The sequence below is a fragment of the Bacillus sp. FSL K6-1284 genome (genome assembly GCF_038002625.1).
GTDB lineage: Bacteria > Bacillota > Bacilli > Bacillales > Bacillaceae > Bacillus > Bacillus paralicheniformis.
This window is the reverse complement of sequence record NZ_JBBOCW010000001.1, coordinates 252,911-273,464: the sequence shown is the minus strand read 5'-3', so window position 1 is coordinate 273,464 and position 20,554 is coordinate 252,911. Positions and strand designations below refer to the sequence as shown.

General features: G+C 45.1%; 20 protein-coding genes. 12 read left to right on the top strand and 8 right to left on the bottom strand.

Annotated elements, in window-relative coordinates; genetic code table 11:
* Positions 1-195 precede the first annotated feature (195 nt).
* Positions 196-1,119, bottom strand: coding sequence for a class A beta-lactamase BlaP (gene blaP, locus MHB72_RS01505; protein WP_216921774.1), 924 nt, complete (start codon positions 1,117-1,119; stop codon positions 196-198).
* Between the two features lie 364 nt (positions 1,120-1,483).
* On the opposite strand from blaP, the gene MHB72_RS01500 reads away from it, so the two are divergent.
* The 3 genes from MHB72_RS01500 (at position 1,484) to MHB72_RS01490 (ending at position 4,307) form a co-directional block, all read left to right on the top strand.
* Positions 1,484-1,870 (top strand): BlaI/MecI/CopY family transcriptional regulator, encoded by a 387-nt coding sequence (locus MHB72_RS01500; RefSeq protein ID WP_020449991.1) that lies wholly within the window; start codon positions 1,484-1,486, stop codon positions 1,868-1,870.
* Position 1,871: 1 nt separating this feature from the next.
* Positions 1,872-3,677, top strand: coding sequence for a BlaR1 family beta-lactam sensor/signal transducer (locus MHB72_RS01495; RefSeq protein ID WP_075212974.1), 1,806 nt, complete (start codon positions 1,872-1,874; stop codon positions 3,675-3,677).
* Positions 3,678-3,770: 93 nt separating this feature from the next.
* Positions 3,771-4,307: a GNAT family N-acetyltransferase gene (locus MHB72_RS01490; protein ID WP_020449989.1), complete on the top strand. Its 537-nt coding sequence runs from the start codon at positions 3,771-3,773 to the stop codon at positions 4,305-4,307.
* A gap of 42 nt (positions 4,308-4,349) precedes the next feature.
* Here MHB72_RS01490 and MHB72_RS01485 read toward each other — a convergent pair whose 3' ends face one another.
* The gene (locus MHB72_RS01485; protein ID WP_216921634.1) at positions 4,350-5,282 is read right to left on the bottom strand and encodes a response regulator; all 933 of its coding nucleotides are present in this window, start codon (positions 5,280-5,282) and stop codon (positions 4,350-4,352) included.
* Between the two features lie 6 nt (positions 5,283-5,288).
* Positions 5,289-6,617, bottom strand: coding sequence for a sensor histidine kinase (locus MHB72_RS01480; RefSeq protein ID WP_302052730.1), 1,329 nt, complete (start codon positions 6,615-6,617; stop codon positions 5,289-5,291).
* Between the two features lie 388 nt (positions 6,618-7,005).
* Between MHB72_RS01480 and MHB72_RS01475 the strand changes: the two genes are divergently transcribed.
* The 3 genes from MHB72_RS01475 (at position 7,006) to MHB72_RS01465 (ending at position 9,974) form a co-directional block, all read left to right on the top strand.
* Entirely contained in the window at positions 7,006-7,989 is a 984-nt protein-coding gene (locus MHB72_RS01475) for a glutaminase (protein WP_216921637.1), read from the top strand.
* Positions 7,990-8,012: 23 nt separating this feature from the next.
* Complete coding sequence (locus MHB72_RS01470) at positions 8,013-9,443, top strand: alanine/glycine:cation symporter family protein (protein WP_020449985.1); 1,431 nt, start codon at positions 8,013-8,015, stop codon at positions 9,441-9,443.
* 132 nt (positions 9,444-9,575) lie between these two features.
* On the top strand, positions 9,576-9,974 hold the full coding sequence (locus MHB72_RS01465) for a ribosomal maturation YjgA family protein (protein ID WP_216921640.1): 399 nt from the start codon (positions 9,576-9,578) through the stop codon (positions 9,972-9,974).
* Positions 9,975-10,416: 442 nt separating this feature from the next.
* Here MHB72_RS01465 and MHB72_RS01460 read toward each other — a convergent pair whose 3' ends face one another.
* On the bottom strand, positions 10,417-10,635 hold the full coding sequence (locus tag MHB72_RS01460; protein WP_216921643.1) for a hypothetical protein: 219 nt from the start codon (positions 10,633-10,635) through the stop codon (positions 10,417-10,419).
* A gap of 259 nt (positions 10,636-10,894) precedes the next feature.
* Here MHB72_RS01460 and MHB72_RS01455 point away from each other — a divergent pair, with 259 nt between their 5' ends.
* Entirely contained in the window at positions 10,895-11,605 is a 711-nt protein-coding gene (locus MHB72_RS01455; protein ID WP_095292777.1) for a gamma carbonic anhydrase family protein, read from the top strand.
* Entirely contained in the window at positions 11,593-12,315 is a 723-nt protein-coding gene (locus tag MHB72_RS01450; RefSeq protein WP_026580456.1) for a DUF421 domain-containing protein, read from the top strand. The genes MHB72_RS01455 and MHB72_RS01450 overlap by 13 nt, the downstream gene beginning before the upstream one ends.
* An 18-nt stretch (positions 12,316-12,333) precedes the next feature.
* Here the strand turns inward: MHB72_RS01450 and MHB72_RS01445 are convergent, their stop codons facing one another.
* The 3 genes from MHB72_RS01445 to chbG form a co-directional block, all read right to left on the bottom strand.
* Positions 12,334-13,110 carry a MerR family transcriptional regulator gene (locus tag MHB72_RS01445; RefSeq protein WP_101561663.1) on the bottom strand — a complete coding sequence of 259 codons (777 nt, stop codon included), beginning with the start codon at positions 13,108-13,110 and terminating at the stop codon, positions 12,334-12,336.
* A gap of 121 nt (positions 13,111-13,231) precedes the next feature.
* The gene (locus MHB72_RS01440; protein WP_101561664.1) at positions 13,232-14,605 is read right to left on the bottom strand and encodes a PTS transporter subunit EIIC; all 1,374 of its coding nucleotides are present in this window, start codon (positions 14,603-14,605) and stop codon (positions 13,232-13,234) included.
* Between the two features lie 13 nt (positions 14,606-14,618).
* Complete coding sequence (gene chbG / locus MHB72_RS01435; protein ID WP_023857746.1) at positions 14,619-15,359, bottom strand: chitin disaccharide deacetylase; 741 nt, start codon at positions 15,357-15,359, stop codon at positions 14,619-14,621.
* 211 nt (positions 15,360-15,570) lie between these two features.
* On the opposite strand from chbG, the gene mmuM reads away from it, so the two are divergent.
* The 3 genes from mmuM to MHB72_RS01420 are packed head-to-tail and all read left to right on the top strand — an operon-like array spanning position 15,571 to position 18,379.
* Positions 15,571-16,518, top strand: coding sequence for a homocysteine S-methyltransferase (gene mmuM / locus MHB72_RS01430; RefSeq protein WP_023857745.1), 948 nt, complete (start codon positions 15,571-15,573; stop codon positions 16,516-16,518).
* Positions 16,518-17,972, top strand: a complete 1,455-nt coding sequence (gene mmuP, locus MHB72_RS01425) for an S-methylmethionine permease (RefSeq protein ID WP_020449975.1) — start codon at positions 16,518-16,520, stop codon at positions 17,970-17,972. Before mmuM ends, mmuP begins: the two co-directional genes overlap by 1 nt.
* 26 nt (positions 17,973-17,998) lie before the next feature.
* A complete protein-coding gene (locus MHB72_RS01420) occupies positions 17,999-18,379 on the top strand; it encodes a DUF2512 family protein (protein ID WP_003178548.1) in 381 nt (126 codons plus the stop codon).
* 34 nt (positions 18,380-18,413) lie between these two features.
* Here the strand turns inward: MHB72_RS01420 and MHB72_RS01415 are convergent, their stop codons facing one another.
* Entirely contained in the window at positions 18,414-19,301 is an 888-nt protein-coding gene (locus MHB72_RS01415) for a Vgb family protein (RefSeq protein ID WP_216921646.1), read from the bottom strand.
* A gap of 342 nt (positions 19,302-19,643) precedes the next feature.
* On the opposite strand from MHB72_RS01415, the gene MHB72_RS01410 reads away from it, so the two are divergent.
* Positions 19,644-20,408 (top strand): sulfotransferase family 2 domain-containing protein, encoded by a 765-nt coding sequence (locus MHB72_RS01410; protein WP_023857741.1) that lies wholly within the window; start codon positions 19,644-19,646, stop codon positions 20,406-20,408.
* Positions 20,409-20,554: the final 146 nt, after the last annotated feature.

The window sequence follows — 20,554 nt, the reverse complement described above, 5'->3', positions numbered from 1 at the left end:
GTGTCGAATTTTGTCACAATCCAACCCATTCGCCTATGATTTCGACAAAAACCCGGTCCTTTCCCGCAGACCGATTTTCCCGTTTTTCTTCACATGATCTTTAAAGATAGAAAACAAAAAAAGCCCACACCATTGCCAGGCAATGATATGAACTTGATCAGTGACTTTATGTAAGATGATGTTTTAAGCAATGTTTTATTTGCCGTTCATGTTTAAGGCTTTCATTACCACCTTTGTTGCCTCTGCAATAAGTTTATCATCATACTTGGCGTCCTTTTTATCCCTGCTGGATAATACTGCAAGAACGACAGGATCTCCTTTTGGCGGCCAAATGATGGCAATGTCATTCCGGGTTCCATATGATGCCGCTCCAGTTTTATCAGCCACTTCCCAACCGTCCGGCACACCGGCACGGATTAAGGCGTCTCCAGTGGTATTTCGTTTCATCCAATCGATTAAAAGCTTGCGTTTTTCACTTGGAAGTTTATCTTCAAGAGCAAAAGCTCGAAGGCTTGTGACAAGTGCTCTTGCTGTACTGGTATCTTGAGTTTCTCCCGGATTCACTTCATTTAACTCTGGTTCGTATCGTTCGGGATTTGTAACTTCATCACCAAGCTTCCTCAGTTCCTTTTTCAAACTTTCAGGTCCGCCAATTTGTTTAAGAATAAGATTCTGTGCCGTATTGTCACTATATCGAATCGAAGCATCCGAAAGCTCTTTAAGCGTCATTCCCGTATCAACATGCTTTTCCGTAATCGGGTTGTAGTTTACGAGATCATCACGTGTATAGGTTATTCTCTGGTTCAGATCTTCTATTGATTTCTGTTGCAAAAGCACGCCTACAGTTAAAGCCTTAATCGTCGAAGCAAAAGCAAAACGCTCATCCGGCCGATACGCTACCGTCCGGTTTGTACCTGTATCCAATGCAAAGATCCCGAGTTTTGCATCAAATTGTTCCTCAAGTTTTGCAAAATCATCTTTCATCTCCGTCTTTTCATTCTTCTCGGCAGGTTGCGAGGCATTCGTTTGATTGTTAGCGCATCCTGCAAGCGCGACGCAAGAGAAAAGCAACACTGCTGCAGCCTTTTTCAGTTTTAAAGTACTGAACCATAATTTCATCAAAATCGTCTCCCCCCGTTTGAATATTTGATTGATCGTAACCAGATGAAGCACTCTTTCCACTATCCCTACAGTGTTATGGCTTGAACGATCACGAAACAATAATTGGTACGTACGATCTTTCAGCCGACTCAAACATCAAATCTTACAAATGTAGTCTTTGAAAGTATTACATATGTAAGATTTAAATGCAACCGTTTTTTCGGAAGGAAATGATGACCTCGTTTCCACCGGGGACAAATGAACGGAGGGAAGTGATGGAATTAAAAATGCAGAAACTGTATGTTCACTCCAGTTAAATTGACTTCTTAAAATGGCAAACCTATAATGAGAGTATTACATTTGTAAGTATAGGATGATTAAAATGAAAAAAATACCTCAAATCTCTGATGCGGAATTAGAAGTGATGAAAGTCATCTGGAAGCATTCTTCGATCAATACCAATGAGGTAATTAAAGAGTTATCCAAAACCAGTACATGGAGCCCTAAAACCATCCAAACCATGCTGCTGCGCCTCATTAAAAAAGGCGCATTAAACCACCATAAAGAAGGACGGGTTTTCGTTTACACACCAAATATAGACGAAAGTGATTATATAGAGGTTAAGAGTCACAGTTTTTTAAACCGGTTTTACAATGGAACTCTTAATTCGATGGTATTAAACTTTTTGGAGAATGATCAGCTGTCAGGTGAAGAAATTAATGAATTGTATCAAATATTAGAAGAACATAAGAACAGAAAGAAGGAATGAAATGAGCAGTTCTTTCTTTATTCCCTTTTTGGTTAGTCAAATTCTATTGTCTCTGTTTTTTTCTATCATCATACTCATTAAAAAACTGCTCAGGACTCAAATCACTGTAGGCACCCACTATTATATTAGCGTGATTTCTCTTTTGGCATTGATCGCTCCTTTTATCCCCTTTCATTTTCTAAAAAGCCATCATTTTGACTGGATTCTGAATTTAGGAGGAGCTCAATCGGCATTATCCCAATCCCACTCCACAGACAAGACGACAGAAGCAATCGGCCAACATGTAAACTGGGTGCAGGACTTTTCGATGTCGATTGAACAATCGTCTTCCAAAATGATAGATTCAGCCTTTTTCGCAGTTTGGATATTGGGCGTTGCCGTTATGCTTTTGGCTACTCTTTATAGCAATCTAAAAATCGGCAAAATAAAAAAGAACCTGCAAATTGTTAACAACAAAGAGCTATTATCCCTTTTTCACACATGTAAAGAGGAAATACGCTTTCATCAAAAAGTCATTTTGGGCCGTTCTCCATTGATAAAATCCCCCATTACATTTGGGGTCATTCGTCCATATATTATCTTGCCAAAAGATATTTCAATGTTTTCAGCCGACGAAATGAAATGTGTTTTGCTTCATGAACTGTACCATTGCAAACGAAAAGATATGCTTATCAACTATTTTCTTTGCCTGTTGAAAATCGTCTATTGGTTTAATCCTCTCGTATGGTATTTATCAAAGGAAGCGAAAACGGAGATGGAGATTTCTTGCGACTTTGCCGTATTAAAAACGCTTGATAAAAAGTTGCACCTCAAATATGGCGAGGTGATTTTAAAATTCACTTCAATTAAGCAAAGAACATCGTCTTTGTTAGCCGCTTCTGAATTCAGCAGCTCATACAAACATATCAAAAGACGGATTGTTACAGTTGTCAACTTTCAGACGGCATCACCTTTGCTAAAGGCGAAAAGCGCCTTAGTGTTCACTCTTGTTCTTGGGGCCATATTAGCCGGTACTCCTTCTGTGTCTATATTGGCCATGCAAAAAGAAACACGCTTTTTACCCGGCACCAATGTAGAATACGAAGATTACAGCACTTTTTTTGATAAATTTTCAGCCTCAGGGGGCTTTGTCCTGTTTAATTCTAATAGGAAAAAGTATACAATATACAATAGGAAAGAAAGCACCTCCAGATTCGCACCTGCTTCCACCTACAAGGTGTTTAGCGCATTGCTCGCACTGGAATCCGGGATCATCACGAAGAACGACTCTCACATGACTTGGGATGGGACTCAATATCCGTATAAAGAATGGAATCAAGACCAGGATTTATTCTCTGCGATGAGCAGCTCCACAACATGGTATTTTCAAAAATTGGACCGGCAAATTGGGGAGGATCATTTACGTCATTATCTCAAATCTATACATTATGGAAATGAGGATTTTTCAGTCCCGGCCGATTATTGGCTGGATGGCTCTCTTCAAATTTCTCCACTTGAACAGGTCAATATATTAAAAAAGTTTTATGATAACGAATTTGATTTTAAACAGTCTAATATTGAAACTGTGAAAGATTCGATACGTTTAGAAGAATCAAATGGCAGGGTTTTATCCGGTAAAACCGGAACCTCGGTAATCAACGGGGAACTCCATGCCGGTTGGTTTATCGGGTATGTAGAAACTGCCGATAATACTTTTTTCTTTGCTGTTCATATTCAAGGTGAAAAACGGGCTGCCGGAAGCTCCGCTGCCGAAATTGCACTTTCCATTTTAGATAAAAAAGGGATTTATCCCTCCGTTTCCCGATAACAGTTTACTTTTTATTCTATGAACATGAATGATGCGCAAATCGATGAATGGTCCTTTCACATTCCTAATAATACGGAACTTGGAGGCAAGAACATGGAAACCCTTTATACAGAAAGATTGACTTTGAGAAAAATGGAATTGGAAGATGCAGATGTCCTCTGTCAATACTGGTCAGATCCGGAAGTCACAAAATATATGAATATCACGCCTTTTACAGACGTCTCACAGGCGCGGGACATGATCCAAATGATCAATGATTTAAGCCTTGAAGGGCAGGCAAACCGCTTTTCAATCATTGTGAAAGAAACGGATGAAGTCATCGGGACGTGCGGTTTTAATATGATCGACCAGGAAAACGGCAGAGCTGAAATCGGCTATGACTTAGGGAGAAATCATTGGGGAAAAGGCTTTGCTTCCGAAGCTGTTCAAAAGCTGATCGACTACGGCTTTACAAGCTTGAACCTCAACCGGATCGAAGCGAAGGTAGAGCCCGAAAACACGCCTTCAATCAAACTCCTCAACTCGTTATCCTTTCAAAAGGAAGGACTGCTAAGAGATTACGAGAAAGCGAAAGGAAGACTGATTGACGTATACATGTTTTCGCTGCTGAAAAGAGAATACGCTGGGTAACCGGCATGCAGAAGAGCTTCCTCTAAGGTGAGGAAGCTCTTTTTAACCCATTTTTCCGGCGCTTTCACTCAACCGCTTGGCTTCCAAAAAGAAAACCTGAATGAATTTTTTCGTGTTGACGCGGGCGGACGGCAAGGCGGCAGAGTCTCTCTGCAGCTCTTTCATTTTTTTGCTGATGACAGTAAAGTCAAAAAACCGGGACGCATAGCTTTCAAACCGCGGATTTGAAAAGTCTGTTAAACCGAGTGATGCGAAATGGTTTAGCGAATGGCTGACCGCCCGCCGTATCCGCTGCTCAGACGCTTTAACCTCCCTGTTGATCTCTACGGGTGAAGCAGCCGGCCCGAGCTTTTGCTCGGCAATCTGATGAAAAATCTGTTTGAGCGGCGGAAAGTCCTTTTCATATAATGAGGTCTGTTCATCATCAAACAAATACTGAAGGATGGCAAGTAAATCCTGGGAACCGCTCTCCCCGACGATTCCAAGTTCAGAAAGGAGAAATTCGCCTGTTTCCTGAATGCTTTTTTCCCTAAAGCCGTTTTTTCGTCCGCTGCCGAGACTCACAAGCCGGGTCAGCGAAGATTGTATATCATGGATCGACCTTTCCAGCTCGATGCGCTCCTTGACTTTTTGAATGACGTTCAAGATTTCAATGCGGTTAATCGGTTTATGTATATAATATTCAATCCCCAGGGAATAGGCTTCACCGATCATTTCCTTCGATTCCACCTGGGAAATCATGATGATCTTCCCTGAGAAAGCGCCATGCAAATGACGAACCGTCTCAATTCCGTCGCGGAGGGGCATTAAAAGATCGACAAATAAAATATCAATTTGCTGCAAATTCAGGAAGTGGCCTTCCAAATCGCAGCCGTCTTCCGCTTCTCCGGCCACTTCTCCCAAATCTTCGTCTTCAATGATTTGTTTTAAAATCGATCGCACAGCACGGTCATCATCTGCAATAAAAAAACGCACAGGCCTTCACCCTTTCTGAATCAATTGTTGGACCGGAAGTCTGATCGTAAACACAACACCGCTTGCATCATTCCGAAATCGAATGCTCCCCTCGAGCTCCTCGACAGTTTCCTTCACATAAGACAGACCGATTCCAGTTGAAGGAGTTCCGAATTCATCATATTTTGATGTGTACCCCGGCTCAAATACCACATCCCCGACTTTCTCGGGAATGCCCGGTCCGTCATCTTCCACGCGGCATTCCAGCATGTCATCGCCGCACCTATAGAGGCTGAGGCGGATGGAGCCCTGCTTTTGAATCGCTTCCACCGCATTCGCCATAATATTATTAATCACGGATAATACGGTATACACGTGGTATTTCGGATGTTCTCCGTCTATCGAATAATGAAAGTCAATGTCTTTTTCGAGCGATTCGGCATACTTTCGATTAATGCCGGTCACAAGCAGGACCAGATCTTCTGCAGCCATGTAATCTCTGAAGCTTTCTTTTGAAATTAATTTTGAAAGTCCGGCGAAAATGCGCTGATTGTCTTTTTTGACCTCGTGGATTTCACCGGCGAGGCGCAGCACTTTCTGGCTGATCTGCCGGACAGAGGAATTGTTATCGCTCTGTCTATTTAAGAGCCTGTACAGCTGATAGGATTCGTTCGTAATCTCTTCAGTATTCTTCAACGTCTTTTTCAAATGAACGGTTTCTTCGTATAAATTTGAAACGATCATCAGCATGTGCTCATTTTGTTCGCGGATCTGCTTTTCCCGCGATTGCGTTTCATACAGCTTCATGACATTAAAAAAGCTCAGCACAATAAAGCTGTGGGAAAAAGCAATCGCCATCATGTCGCGGATCTTTCCCGGGGTGACGGTAGACTCGAACATCATATATTGAACGACCAGTTCGGCTCCATCGGCAATCAGTTCAATTCCGAAGCCCAGAAACCCGATATAGAGCGGGCGAAATTGAAATCGCTTCACTTTTGCCAAGTAGAATAGAAACGCATATGTGAAATAAAAGAAAAAAGTCGGATAATGGTGATAAAAGGATGACAACCAATCGATCTGCCCCGGGCCGAATGCATCAAGCAGCACCCGAAACACGACGACGGCCGCTCCCGTTAAAAAGCCGGACAGCACAGCCGGGACATTCCGCAGCAGCAACAAAAGAAAGAAAAAAGTTGGAACGCCGAAGCTGACCCGGAAGGTCTCGTTCAACGGATAAAACTTCAGCTCTCCTGCGAGCGGCACCGTTAACATCATCACTGTTAAGATATAGCCGTCTTTCTTTACAAGCCGGGCAGCCTTTTTCATCACGCTTCCCCAATTTCCACCCATCATGCTGATCCTCCATTACAAACGTGTTGCTTTATTTTGACTTTAACCGCACGTTTTCCGCAACTCCCATTTTACCCACAGTCGATTTGATTTTTAAATCAATTGGCTTATTTTTTAAATATTTTTGTCGCTTTTTGTAGGTTTATGTAGGTTCTATTATAAATTGAATGTATATTTTCTCTATTTGAAAACGCTTATATTTTCCCGCAACTCACTCCCTTGCGCAACCCAAACCCCTTTTCCCAGGAAAGAACAGGCTTTAAAACAACTTGTGCGGCAGAGGCTTATACCCCTTTGCCTTCTGCCGCCATGCCCTAATCACCGCTTTTTAGAGCCTCGTATTTTTTCAGCAAACCTGCAAGCTTTAACAGGTCAGATTGGAGGAAATTCGATGAATGAAGTATTGGAAGAACGCTATGACGCCCGCTTCTGGCAATCCCGCCTTGAAGATTTGGTTGAACATTACCGTCCTTTTTCCGCTAGCGGACGCAACGCCGAATACATTCCCGCTTTAGGAAAAATCGACTCTAACCAGCTCGGCATCTGTGTGATCGGTTCTGATCAAACGGTGATCAAAGCAGGAACTTGGGACGTATCATTCACACTCCAGAGCATCTCAAAGGTGGTCAGCTTTATCGCAGCGTGTTTGACGAAAGGGATTTCTTACGTATTAGACCGTGTTGATGTAGAACCGACGGGAGACGCGTTCAATTCAATCATCCGCCTTGAAATGCACAAGCCGGGAAAGCCGTTTAACCCGATGATCAACGCCGGAGCGCTGACCGTTGCGTCGATCCTACCCGGTGAATCGGCACTGGAAAAAATGGAGTCGCTTCATGAAGTCATTGAAAAAATGATTGGAAAACGGCTTGAAATCAATGAGGAAGTATTTCGGTCAGAGTGGCAAACCGCCCATCGGAACAGAGCATTGGCCCATTATTTAAAGGAAACCGGCTTCCTCGAAGCAGACGTCGAAGAAACGCTTGAAGTCTATTTGAAGCAATGCTCCATGGAAGGAAGCACTGAAGACATCGCCTTGATCGGCATGATTCTCGCAAATGACGGATATCACCCTCTCCGCCAAGAGCAGGTGATCCCGAAGGATGTCGCCAGGCTGACAAAAGCTTTAATGCTGACGTGCGGCATGTACAATGCTTCAGGAAAATTCGCGGCCTTTGTCGGCATTCCGGCAAAGAGCGGCGTCTCCGGCGGAATCATGTGCGCGGTGCCTGCCAGCATAAAAAGAGAACAGCCTTTTCGGCATGGATGCGGCATCGGCATCTACGGTCCGGCGATTGACGATTACGGCAACAGCATGACGGGCGGAATGCTGTTAAAACATATAGCCCGTGAATGGGATCTCAGTATTTTTTAAAATCACAAAAAAGAGGTGAAAGCATGCAGCAATTCCTTCAAGAAGTCATTGTTGTCACAAATGATTTTCTTTGGTCAAAACTATTAATTATTATGCTTCTGGCTTCGGGACTGTTTTTTACTTTTAAATCGAAGTTCTTTCAAGTTCGCTTGCTGAAAGACATGTTCCGGGTTTTAAAGGAAGGAGCACCCGACAAAAACGGAATCTCTCCTTTTCAGGCTTTTTGCATTAGCATGGCCGCGAGAGTAGGCACAGGAAATATTACGGGGATTGCGATCGCCATTGCCTTGGGCGGACCCGGCGCTATCTTTTGGATGTGGATCATCGCCATCATCGGTTCGGCGTCAAGCTTTGTCGAAAGCACGCTGGCGCAAATTTATAAAATAAAGGATAAAGACGGCTTCCGCGGCGGCCCTGCTTACTATATGGAAAAGGGTTTGAAAAAACGCTGGATGGGCGCGCTGTTTGCCGTCTTGATTACATTATCCTTCGGAATCGTGTTTAACGCGGTCCAGTCCAATACGATAACGGTCGCTTTTGAAAACTCATTCGGGACAGACCGTCTTACACTGGGGATTATCATTACGATTGCCTTCGGCATCATTACCTTCGGCGGTATCAAACGGATCGCCAAGCTGTCCGAATATATTGTCGTATTTCTCGCCGTCTTATATATCGGCGTCGCCGTTTTTGTCATGCTGATGAACATTACGAAACTGCCGGACGTCATCTCTTTGATTGTCGGTCATGCGTTTGGCCTTGAACAAGCGGCAGGCGGAGCCATCGGCGCAGCGCTGATGAACGGAATCAAACGCGGCCTCTTCTCGAATGAAGCCGGGATGGGCAGCGCGCCGAATGCAGCAGCCGCAGCGACAACGAGCCATCCTGTCAAACAGGGTCTTGTCCAGGCTTTAGGGGTTTTCACGAGCACTTTGGTGATTTGTTCAAGCACAGCTTTTATCATTTTGTTTTCCGATGCGTATCAAGAACCGGGGCTGAGCGGAATCGAGTTGACGCAAGCATCGCTCAGCACGCACATCGGAGCATGGGCCTCAGGCTTTCTTGCCATTATGGTGTTCCTGTTTTCTTTCAGCACCTTAATCGGAAACTACTACTATGGAGAAACGAATATCGAATTCCTGCACACGAACAAAGCATGGCTCTTCATTTACAGAATCTGTGTGCTTGCGATGGTTATCTTCGGATCGGTATCAAAAGTCCAGCTTGTGTGGGACCTCGCCGACTTGTTCATGGGCTTGATGGTCATCGTCAACTTAATCGCGATTTTCCTGCTGTCAAAAGTGGCATTTGCCGCCTTGAAAGACTATGTGAAACAGCGAAAAGCTGGAAAAGATCCGGTCTTTTATAAAGATGTTCTTGAAAACCATGAAGGCGTCGAATGCTGGGAACGCTCCGGCACCGAACAAAAAACCGAAAGCAAAAATGCGATATAACACAAGCCGCCGTATCCGGCGGCTTTTTTCGTTCATTTTAAACCGTCCAAAATAATAAAACGTTTTTCCTCTTGTATCCGTCATGTCTCCGAAGATTTACTTCACCTGCTTCGGCAGAAAAGGGGTCCAGCCATGAATATGAAAAGAAGCCGTATCCGCCGGCTTGCGCTGATATTCGCAGCGATGGCGGCGGGGCTTGCTTCAAGAAAGGCGGCCGATATGCTGCCGGACATCGTGAATGCCTATTTAGGGGATGCGCTGTGGGCGCTGATGATTTTCTTCGGCGCAGGCTTTTTGTTCAAAAACGCGAAGACAGCTTCAGTAGCGCTGATTGCGCTCGCATTTTGTTTTTTAATCGAATGCAGCCAGCTGTATCGCGCTCCATGGATTGATGATATCAGAGCCGTTCCGCTCGGCGGACTCATTCTCGGTTATGGATTTTTGTGGAGCGATTTATTGGCTTATGTGCTCGGCGTTTCCGCAGGTGCCGTGGGCGAAGTGCTGTTCCGCAAACGAAAAAGACAGCCGTAACGCTGTCTTTTGGGGAATATTTACGCACTTTGATTTTGAGTCTTTTTACAGTTTAAAACAAACATAGCAAGTCCGATAATAAGAAGGATGGGTCCAATGAGTAAAGCACGGTACAGGCGATTATTTTCTGTATTCGGCAGCGGGTTGCCTCCTGTTTTTTTTTGACATGTCCAATGTCTCTATCCTTTTTGGCAGGAGGAGCTGCGGTATTTGTCTCTTCCTTATGATTTTCTACCGCATGCTTTACGATTTGCCCATCTTTTTTGAGTTTCAAATTCGAACGTCTCTTCATTTAAAATAGATCCCTTCGGGGCAATCGTTTCCGTGTGTCTCAAAGCGAGCGATCCCATTTTCATCGTTTTTTCTCCTTGCAATTTCTGCGCATTTTTCGTTATGACTGTGGCAATAATAAAAAGCCGGCAGCAGAAGAGAAGCGCTAATATTATTCGTTAAGCTGTATGATAACGGTTACTAATGCAGCCAACATCAAAAGAATGATAATGGCGAAATAAGTCCACAGGATGGCAGCGAAGGGGTTGAGCGGCCTTTTTGTACTCTCTTCCCCGTTTGCGTTTTTACGGTTATTGGATTTGAGTTGTGCCAGCTGAAATATATTTAAAAACACAGATATAACTAATGCAACTGCCAAAGATAGATTCAAAGTTTCAACCTCCCTTAAAATAGAGCTCTGTCGAGGAGTTAGCCAAGGCGTGCTGACCGTAAATTTCCTCTTCTAAATGAATCATTTCCTTTGTTTTTTTAGAGATGAAAATGGTAATCGTCTTGAACGCTTCCTAAAACCTATTCCATTGCTTTATTAGCCGTTATCTCCCCATATCCTCTTTTTTAGTTTCAGACCGCCGCCCATAAATATTATCCCGTTTTTTAGACAGACTACCTGAATAAAGGAGGCAGGTCATATGAAATTAAGCAACAAACTCATCCTCGGGTTAACGGTTTCGTCACTCGCCGGGAAGTTTCTTGAAAAGCTGCTGATCCAAGACAATGTCAGCCCCAATATTACCGCGTCATTTAATCAAGAAGCAGATATTCCGGATATTGATGCGTCCTCATACATCCATCATTTCGCCTCGGTCATCGGCAGTGTGGTCATCGGGCGCAACGTTTTCATCGGGCCTTTCTCTTCGATCAGAGGAGACACGGGATTAAAAATCTACATCGGCCATGATTGCAATATCCAAGACGGAGTTGTCTTGCACGGTATGAAAAACTATGAATACAACAACCCTGTTACTGAACAATCCGTTTTTAAAGATCGTGAATCGTATTCCATTTACATAGGCGAGAAAGTATCACTCGCCCCGCAATGTCAAATTCACGGCCCCGTAAGAATTGACAACAATGTTTTTGTCGGGATGCAAAGCCTTGTTTTTGATGCCTATATCCAAGAGAATACGGTGATTGAACCGGGAGCAACAGTAATCGGTGTTACAATTCCCCCAAAACGGTTTGTTTCGGCGGGTCGTGTGATTTCAAACCAGGAGGATGCCAACCGGCTTCCTGAAATAAGCGATTCTTATCCATATCATGACCTCAACTCGAAAATGACGGCCGTCAATCTTGAATTGGCAAAAGGCTATAAAAAGGAAGCGAGAAAATGGAAACTATGAAAGAAATTTTGGTTGTCTACGGGCGAATCATCACCATCCTTCCGCTTTTATTGGCTGTTACATTGCTAATGGGAAAACGCTCAATCGGCGAAATGCCTGTATTTGATTTTTTAATCATTATTACATTGGGGGCTGTCGTCGGAGCTGACATAGCCGATCCGAGGATTGAACATTTGCATACCGCCGCTGCGGTGGCTGCGATTGCCCTATTGCAAAGACTCGCTTCAAAAATCATGATCAAAAACAGAACACTCGGACGTCTGATTACATTTGAACCGACCATCGTCATCAAAAATGGAACGTTTATTGTCGGCAATTTAAAACGAATCAGATATTCGGTGGATAATGTTCTGCAAATGCTTCGTGAAAAAGATGTTTTCAATGTCAGCGACGTAGAAATGGCGTTTATAGAGGCGAATGGAAATTTAACGGTATACAAAAAGCCAAATAAAATGGAAGTCACGGCTGAAGATATGGGGATTCAAAAAAGCAGCGGCGAATTTTCATATCCGGTCATCATTGAAGGGAAAGTGTACACATCTGTCCTTCACCAATTGAATGTAACGGAAAGCTGGCTCAAAAACCAGCTGAAAAAAAAAGGGCTTGAACGAATGGATGAAATCTTTTTCGCTTCGGTTAATCAAAACCATCAACTGCATGTTTCACTTGATAATGAAACGGCGAAAATTGAGCCGGAGCTTTTGCATTAAAAGCTCCGGCGGATTTTTTCATCGGCCGTTTTCGGGACAGAAATCGTTGTGAATCATGTAATATTCGAACACCTGCTGCAGCCACTCATCCTCTTCTTTTGTAAAAGGTGAAGAAAACTTCTCTGCCAGCTGCTGCGATTCGATTGTCTCCATCTGTCCTAAAGCCGACAGCACGCCCTCTCCGACAAATTCCAAACTCGTCTTCATATATCGGTCCGCCATTTCCTGCACTTCGGGGTCATCAACCGGTTTTCCCATGAGCCGCTTGGCTTCCTTAGATAAACGAACATACTCTTGATCCAATTTGGCCATCTCATCTTCTGATTTGCCGAATACATCATCGGCAAAACGTTTGGACACCTGCTGTTCAAGCCATATGCGCTGCTCCTTCTCAGTCTGGATGCTGTTCAGCAGGCTCATGAAAAGAGAACTGTCGATTTCCTCTTCCTCCTCAAGAAGACCGATTGTCCTGTTTATCGCTTTCAGCCCTGTTTCAATATGTTCCTTTTTCTCCTCCAGCACCTTTTTCTGCTCCTGCAGCGCCTCAATCAGGCCGGCATCAAAGCATGCATCCTTCATGAAAGCGCGAATTTGTTCAAGACTGTACCCGAGAAACTTAAAACATGTGATTTTCTGCAACTCTCTCGCATCTCTGTCTGTGTAGAAACGGCGGCCTGTTCCCGGCTGTTTTTCAGGCTTCAACAGGCCGATTTCATCGTAATAATGGAGCGTCCGAATGGATGTCCCTGTCATTTCTGAAAAAACACCGATTGAATAATATCCGTCATTTTCCATAAAAATCCCCTCCAACTGACGATTTATTCCTATCATAACGCCTCACGCTGCTGGAGGTGCAAGCTTATTTTTCGCAGACTCGTGATTTTTCCAAAAGGTACGGGACAATCAACTCCAGTTTTTAATCCGGCGGAGTCTCCCCGATTAAGTTCTGCAAATCTTTTTTCACATTCCCAGCATCCGTTCCGATCACAATCTGGATATGATGCTGGTCAATTTTGACCACACCGTGCGCTCCTAATTGCTTTAATTGCGCTTCATCCGCCAAGGACGTGTCTTTTAATTTCATTCGCAAACGGGTTATACAGTTTTCGCAAGTCACGACATTCTCACGGCCGCCGATATGCTTAAGAATGCCTGCAGCCATAGACTGATGCAGCCGGTTTCCTTCAGGTGTTTCCTGTTCCCTTCCGATCACCGGAATGTTTCGCTTTATAATCACAAAGTAAAACGTAACATAATAGAGAGCAAAAAAGGCAAGGCCGACGGGTATGATCCATAATCCGCCGTCTGATAAATTAAGGTTCAGCAAATAATCGATTGCGCCTGCTCCCCATGAGAAGCCGTGACGAATCCCAAGCAAACAGAGCACCGCTCCGGCAAGTCCCGTATAGACCGAGTGAAGAAAGTACAATAAAGGCGAAGTAAATAAAAACGTGAATTCAACTGGTTCCGTAATCCCGGTGATCAGTGATGTGGCTGCTCCTGAAGACATGAGCGCTTTCGTTTCCTTTTTTCTCGTTCTGGCTGCATGCGCGATTGCCAAAGCGATCGCCGGAATGCCAAACATCATCGTGATAAAAAAGCCGCCGAGAAAGTAGCCGGCTGTCGGGTCTCCATTCAAAAACCGCGTAATTTCCCCTGTCACCGCTTCGCCGGATGCCGTCTCATAGCGTCCAAGCCCAAAATAAATATACGTATTCATGACATGGTGAAGGCCGAACGGCAGCAAAAACCGATTCAGAAATCCGAATACAAACACCCCGAAAGCGCCAAGACCTACAAGCGACTGGCTAAAAGTGTCGATCGCCGCTTCTGCATAAGGCCAGACGATTGAAAAAAAGCCTGCCACCGGAATCGTCACCAATACGATCATCGTAATCGGAAACTTCTCTCCGCCAAAAAATGAAAACATGCTTGGCAGTTTCGTATGTTGAAACCGGTTATAAATGAAAGCCGCCATCAGGCCGGCGAGCACCCCGCCGAAGACGCTCATATCAAGATCAGGATTCAAGATGCCGAGCCCCTCTTTTAATACGGTTATCGCCAAATATCCTGTCAGCGCAGGAATTCCTTTATCTTTTGAACGGGCAAAGCCCATGGCGATGCCAATTGCGATCAGGACATCCATATTGTTCAATATCACGCCTGACGCTTGAAAAAGCGGTATATTCAGCATATCTTCCGCAGAAAGACGCAGCAGCAGGCCGGCGATCGGAAGAACAGTAATCGGAATCAGCAAAGACTTTCCCAGCAGCTGAAAAATATGTTTCATTCCGGCATTCTCCTTATGTCAAATTCCTAAATGATACGAGCTGGACATCAGTAAGCTTATTCAAACGGATGACAACGTCCGGATCGGTTAAAAATTCAAGTTCATCGACTCTCGGATAAGTATAAGAAGAGTTCGTCAAAAGCTCCTTATCGAGGTATGCCGGGTGGGTCATGACCTCCACAGTATCATGCTCTTCAAACAGTTCAGAGACGGCTTCTTCATCCTTTAAAGCCGCTTCGAGGACAGGTGAAAAAAAGTCTGTTGTTTTCACTCCTTTTTCCGTGATCACAGCACTCTCCATATTGCGCCTGACAGGCAAACGGTACTCTTTGGCGAGCGTCAAAAATGCGTCTGAGATGCCCGGGGAAGCGTTGATATGATGGTGGCTGTCCAAATGATCGGGTTCCAAGCCCATGTTGATGCATGTTTCAATCTGCGCTTTCCACTCGCGGTATACTTCATCAGTATCAATTGTAAAAGCACCTTGATAAAATGCGAGATTGCGAAAATTCCCCTTTGCATCGACGATCGTCCGGTGATCAGACAAAAGCGGTCTTCCGCAGGTCAGCACCAAATGTACGCCGATCCCGAGCCCGGGCGATTCGCGAGCCAGCCGCGCCGCATGACCTGCGCCCGGCATATTTGTCATGAACGTCGCTGATGTTAAAATCCCCAGCTTATAGGCATCAATAATTCCATAGTTCACGCCTCTTGAATATCCAAAATCATCAGCATTAATAATCAGTTTTTTCATCCATCCAATACCCCTTATCAGTCTTTTTTTAAAAAAATATGCGGAGACGTACCGTTTTACCCTAAATAGAAAACGACAAAAGCTACTAGTAAAAACTGATTTTTGGTAGATTGACAAAAGCTACTGAAGTCTTTTAAACTATTTTTCATATATTTTTAAAAACTCTAAAAAAGGAGGCCGGGGTCTCAAACGACAGATCCTCAACAATGAGATGACCAATCCGATCCAATCGATTTTAGAACAATTTCCTATCATCACACTTGACGGCGCGATGGCCACCGAGCTTGAACGGTACGGCTGTGATTTGAACGACAGCCTGTGGTCTGCAAAAATGCTCATCGAAAACCCCGAGCTTATCAAACAAGTGCATCTGGATTATTTCCGTGCGGGCGCCGATTGCGCGATGACAGCCAGCTATCAGTCGACGGTTGAAGGTTTCACAAAACGCGGCCTCAGTGAACAAGAAGCGCTCCACCTTATCCGGGAGTCTGTACGTCTTGCTGTAGAAGCACGCGATGAATTTTGGGCGGTTCCGGAAAACCGCAAAGGCCGGCCCAAACCGTTTGTAGCCGCTTCAGTAGGCCCTTACGGCGCTTTTTTAGCGGATGGTTCCGAATATCGGGGGGATTATGACGTCACAGAAGACGAATTGGCCGATTTTCACAGGCAGCGAATGGCCGCTTTAATCGATGCAGGCGCCGATATGTTAGCCTGTGAAACAATACCGTGCCTTTCAGAAGCAAAAGCAATCGTTCATTTATTGAAAGAATTCCCTGACACACATGCGTGGATCAGTTTCAGCGCTAAAGACGGACGTCATATCAGCGACGGCACGAAAGCCGGCGAATGCGCGAAATGGCTCGATCAGCATGACCAGGTTGCGGCAGTTGGCGTAAACTGTACGCGGCTGGAGCATGTCTCTTCGCTCATCGGCGGCATCAAAAAGCATACAGCTAAACCGATTATCGTCTATCCGAATTCCGGTGAACAGTATGATCCGGAGACAAAAACATGGCATGGTGCGGCATGCAAAGCTTCCTTCGGAGAAAGCGCCCGCAGCTGGTACAACCAAGGAGCACAGCTGATCGGCGGCTGCTGCAGAACAACACCTGAAGACATAAAAGCCGTCGCCGACTGGGCGAGAAAGCTGGAGATATGATGGAACAGTCAAACAACAATCGTCAGAACTTTCAAAGAAAAATGCAAACGAGACACCTGATCATGCTCTCCTTGGGAGGCGTTATCGGCACGGGTCTTTTCTTAAGTTCCGGCTATACGATCTCACAGGCGGGTCCTGCCGGAACGATTTTAGCCTACTTAGTCGGGGCTCTGATCGTCTACCTTGTCATGCTCTGCCTCGGCGAATTATCGGTCGCCATGCCTGTCACCGGATCGTTTCATATGTATGCCTCTAAATTCATCGGGCCGGGCACCGGATTCACCGTCGCCTGGCTTTACTGGCTGACCTGGGCTGTCGCGCTGGGTTCGGAATTTACCGCTGCCGGGTTATTAATGCAGCGCTGGTTCCCCGATACTTCGGTGTGGATGTGGAGCGCGGTTTTCGCTGCACTGATTTTCGTGTTCAATGCTGTCTCAGTGAGATTTTTTGCCGAGTCCGAATTTTGGTTTTCGAGCATTAAAGTGCTTGCCATTATATTGTTTATTATTTTAGGCGGAGCGGCGATATTCGGCATCATCCCGCTACAAAATACAGATTCCGCACCGCTTCTTTCAAACTTTGCAGGAGAAGGCGGGCTCTTTCCGAACGGTTTCCTTCCAATTTTTATGGCGATGCTCTCCGTGAATTTTGCGTTTTCGGGTACGGAGCTGATCGGGATTGCCGCCGGAGAAAGCGCCGAACCGGAAAAGAACATTCCAAAAGCGATCAAGACAACACTCTGGAGACTGGTGCTTTTCTTCATCGGAACGATTTTCGTGCTCTCATGCCTCATTCCGGTCAAAGAAGCCGGTGTGATCAAAAGCCCGTTCGTCGTCGTTTTTGACCGTATCGGTGTTCCATACGCGGCCGACATTATGAATTTTGTGATTCTGACGGCTCTGCTTTCCGCGGCCAACTCAGGCTTATATGCTTGCTCCCGGATGCTCTGGTCACTGTCAAAAGAAAAAACGTTACACCCCGTTTTTCAAAAGCTGACTTCACGGGGAATTCCGTTGAACGCGCTGATTTTCAGTATGATCGGCGGCATTCTGTCGCTGCTCTCCAGTGTTTTTGCACCTGATTCCGTCTATATCGTTCTTGTATCAATTTCAGGCTTTGCCGTTGTTGCCGTCTGGATGAGCATTGCAGCCTCGCAGTTCATGTTCCGCAGACGCTTTTTGGCTGAAGGAAACACCGCAGACGGCTTAAAATACCGGACACCGTTTTATCCGGCAGTACCGATTGCCGCTTTTCTATTATGTCTGGCATCCTGCATCGGCATTGCCTTTGATCCGAACCAAAGAATCGCCCTTTTTTGCGGTGTTCCATTTATGGCGTTATGCTATATCATCTACTATGCAAGAAACAGAAAGAATGGCGGAAAAATGTCTGAGCCCGTTAAAAAAGCAAGTTTGCATGTTTCGTTTTCTGAATACGAGGAAAAGAAAAACTAAAATCTCGTATAAAGGAGCGAATTGTTATGGAACATGTGAAAGCCCTTGCCATTAAAGGCATCATGACAATTGTGATACTGTACCTTGTTCTCGGGCTCGGGTTTAGTTTCAGTTTTGAAAACACCCTCTTCATCACAATTGTTCTTGGCGCGGTATCCTATTTGCTGGGTGATTTGTTTATTTTGCCGAAGACCAATAACATCACAGCCACTTTAGCCGATTTAGGCGTCGCTTTTCTTGTCGTTTGGCTGATGGCTCTTGCGATGGGAACGGCTGCAAACACCGCTGCATTGGCCGCGTTTTTTGCAGCCGTCGCTATGGCAATCGGTGAATACATTTTCCATTTTTACTTGATGAATAAAGGCCTTGGCTCTCCCAACCGCAGAATGGAAACGAGAACGGAATAATATATAAAAAAACGTCCAGCAAACTGGACGTTTTTTAATCAAGAATAGAGATTTTCCCAATACGGCCGCACTCTTCTGCAAACCAGATCGATTGGGCTGGTCCGGCCGCTATCCCGTGCGGTTCAGACTCGGCCGTCGGAATTGGATATTCCGTAATATCCCCGTTGACTGTAATGCGGCCGATTTGACCCGCACCCCATTCCGTAAACCACAGGGCACCATCGCAGCCGGCGGTAATCGCGTGCGGGCGGGCATTGGCTGTCGGAAGCGGGTATTCGCTGATCTTCCCTGAGACCGCAATTCTCCCAATTTGATTTCCGTTTATTTCTGTAAACCACAAAGCTCCGTCCGGGCCTGCAGTGATTCCGACCGGTCCGGATTGTTCTCCAGGAAGCGGATACTCGCTGATGTCTCCATCTGCCGTTATTCGCCCGATGGAGCCGCTTTGATTTTGTGTAAACCAGAGTGCATCGTCTGCTCCCCTTGTAATAAATGACGGGAAGGCTCCCGGTTTGGGCAGTTTATATTCAGTGATTTCGCCTGAAGATGACAGCCTGCCGATTTGATGTCCGGCCATATCGGTATACCACATGGCATCGTCACAGCCTACGGTGATCCCAAACGGGGCAGTACCTAGAGGAAGGGCATACTCGGTTATTTCCCCTTGAGGCGTCATTTTTCCGATTTTCCCCGCTTTATACTCCGTAAACCATAGCTCACCGCTAATCCCGGGAGTAATAATCGAGGCGCCTGCGCTCTTCGTCGGAATCGTATATTCGGTAATATCTCCAGACTCTGTGAGCATACCGATCCGGTTTCCCTTTTGTTCAGTAAACCAAATGCGCCCGTTTGCACATACGGCGATCCCGTACGGACCCGACTCGGGGTCGGGAACGTGATATTCAGTCATGCGAATCTGCATGAGCGACCCTCCCTTTATTCCATTTTCCTTGAGCATCTGACCTTTCAGAACGCTCCCAGGCATTTCTCATTTTCATGTTACCTCAGGCGGAGCATGCAGTGAAACAGAAAGTTCCATTAAATATAAACTGTACAGGCATGCTCTAGTATCATAAAATTGTTTTAAAGCATAAACTTATTTTTCTATATATGGTTCAATAAGGAACCGTCTGCCAGATCTTATCATTTTGAAATATATTCATATTATCGCCCTATCAATTCATTGGTGACGGCATACTTTGTGTATAAAGGCAACCGCTGTCTCAGGCGGACCAAAACAAAGAAAGAAGTGGATGTGTTCTGCATGTTTGAAGATGAGAGACTGAATCGCTTGATTTACCTTTATACCCCTCTTTTTGCGAAAGATTTTCCGATCATTCTGTTCTGGATTCCAAAAAGCGGCTGCACGACGCTGAATCGCTGGTTCTTTTTCCAAAACGGACTGCTTGAAGATGTTGGCCGAAGATGCGCGGGGGAGGTTCATCACTACAGAAATACGATCTATACGCAGCAGCCGGATTATGTGAAGGATCTTCTGGCAGAATTAAGAGAGGGAAAAAAGGACACTTACAAGCTTGTGCGTAACCCTTTCCGGAGAGCAGTCAGTTCCTTTCTGGCGGCAATTTGCTCCCCGAATTTTATCTGTCTGTTCAACAGTGACATGAATACAGGGCTGTCTTTCACCCAATTCTTGCATCATTTAAAAGATTTGGGGCCGGAAATCAGCGCCATTGACCGGCACCTTGGTCCTCAGTATCTCGAAGGAGAAGAAGAGTTTGTCACCAATTATATTTACCTCGAGCAATTCAGCGCGCAAATCAGAGAGATTGAAAACAAATACAAATTATTGAAATCTCCGATATCACAGCTGTCGAAATCACCGCACCATCTTTCCGATACTATGCTCAAAAAAGGAAAATTCGCGGACACCGTTTTCACCATGTCATCCTTCGACTGGGTGTTACCGACTTTTGAGAGCTTTTACAATGACGAAACAAAAGAGCTGGTGCAGGAGATATTTGCGAAGGACTTCGAAGTCTACGGCTTTGATCCGAAACATATCAAGTAAACCGGAACTCGGCCATCACATTACGATCTCCTTTCAATTCGATTACATTTTGGAAAATTGATTCCAAATGGTTTCTTTTTTAGAGCCGATCGTTTAGAATGCCCACTAAAGGTCATTTTAAGATTCACTTCTGTTTGAAGAAAGGA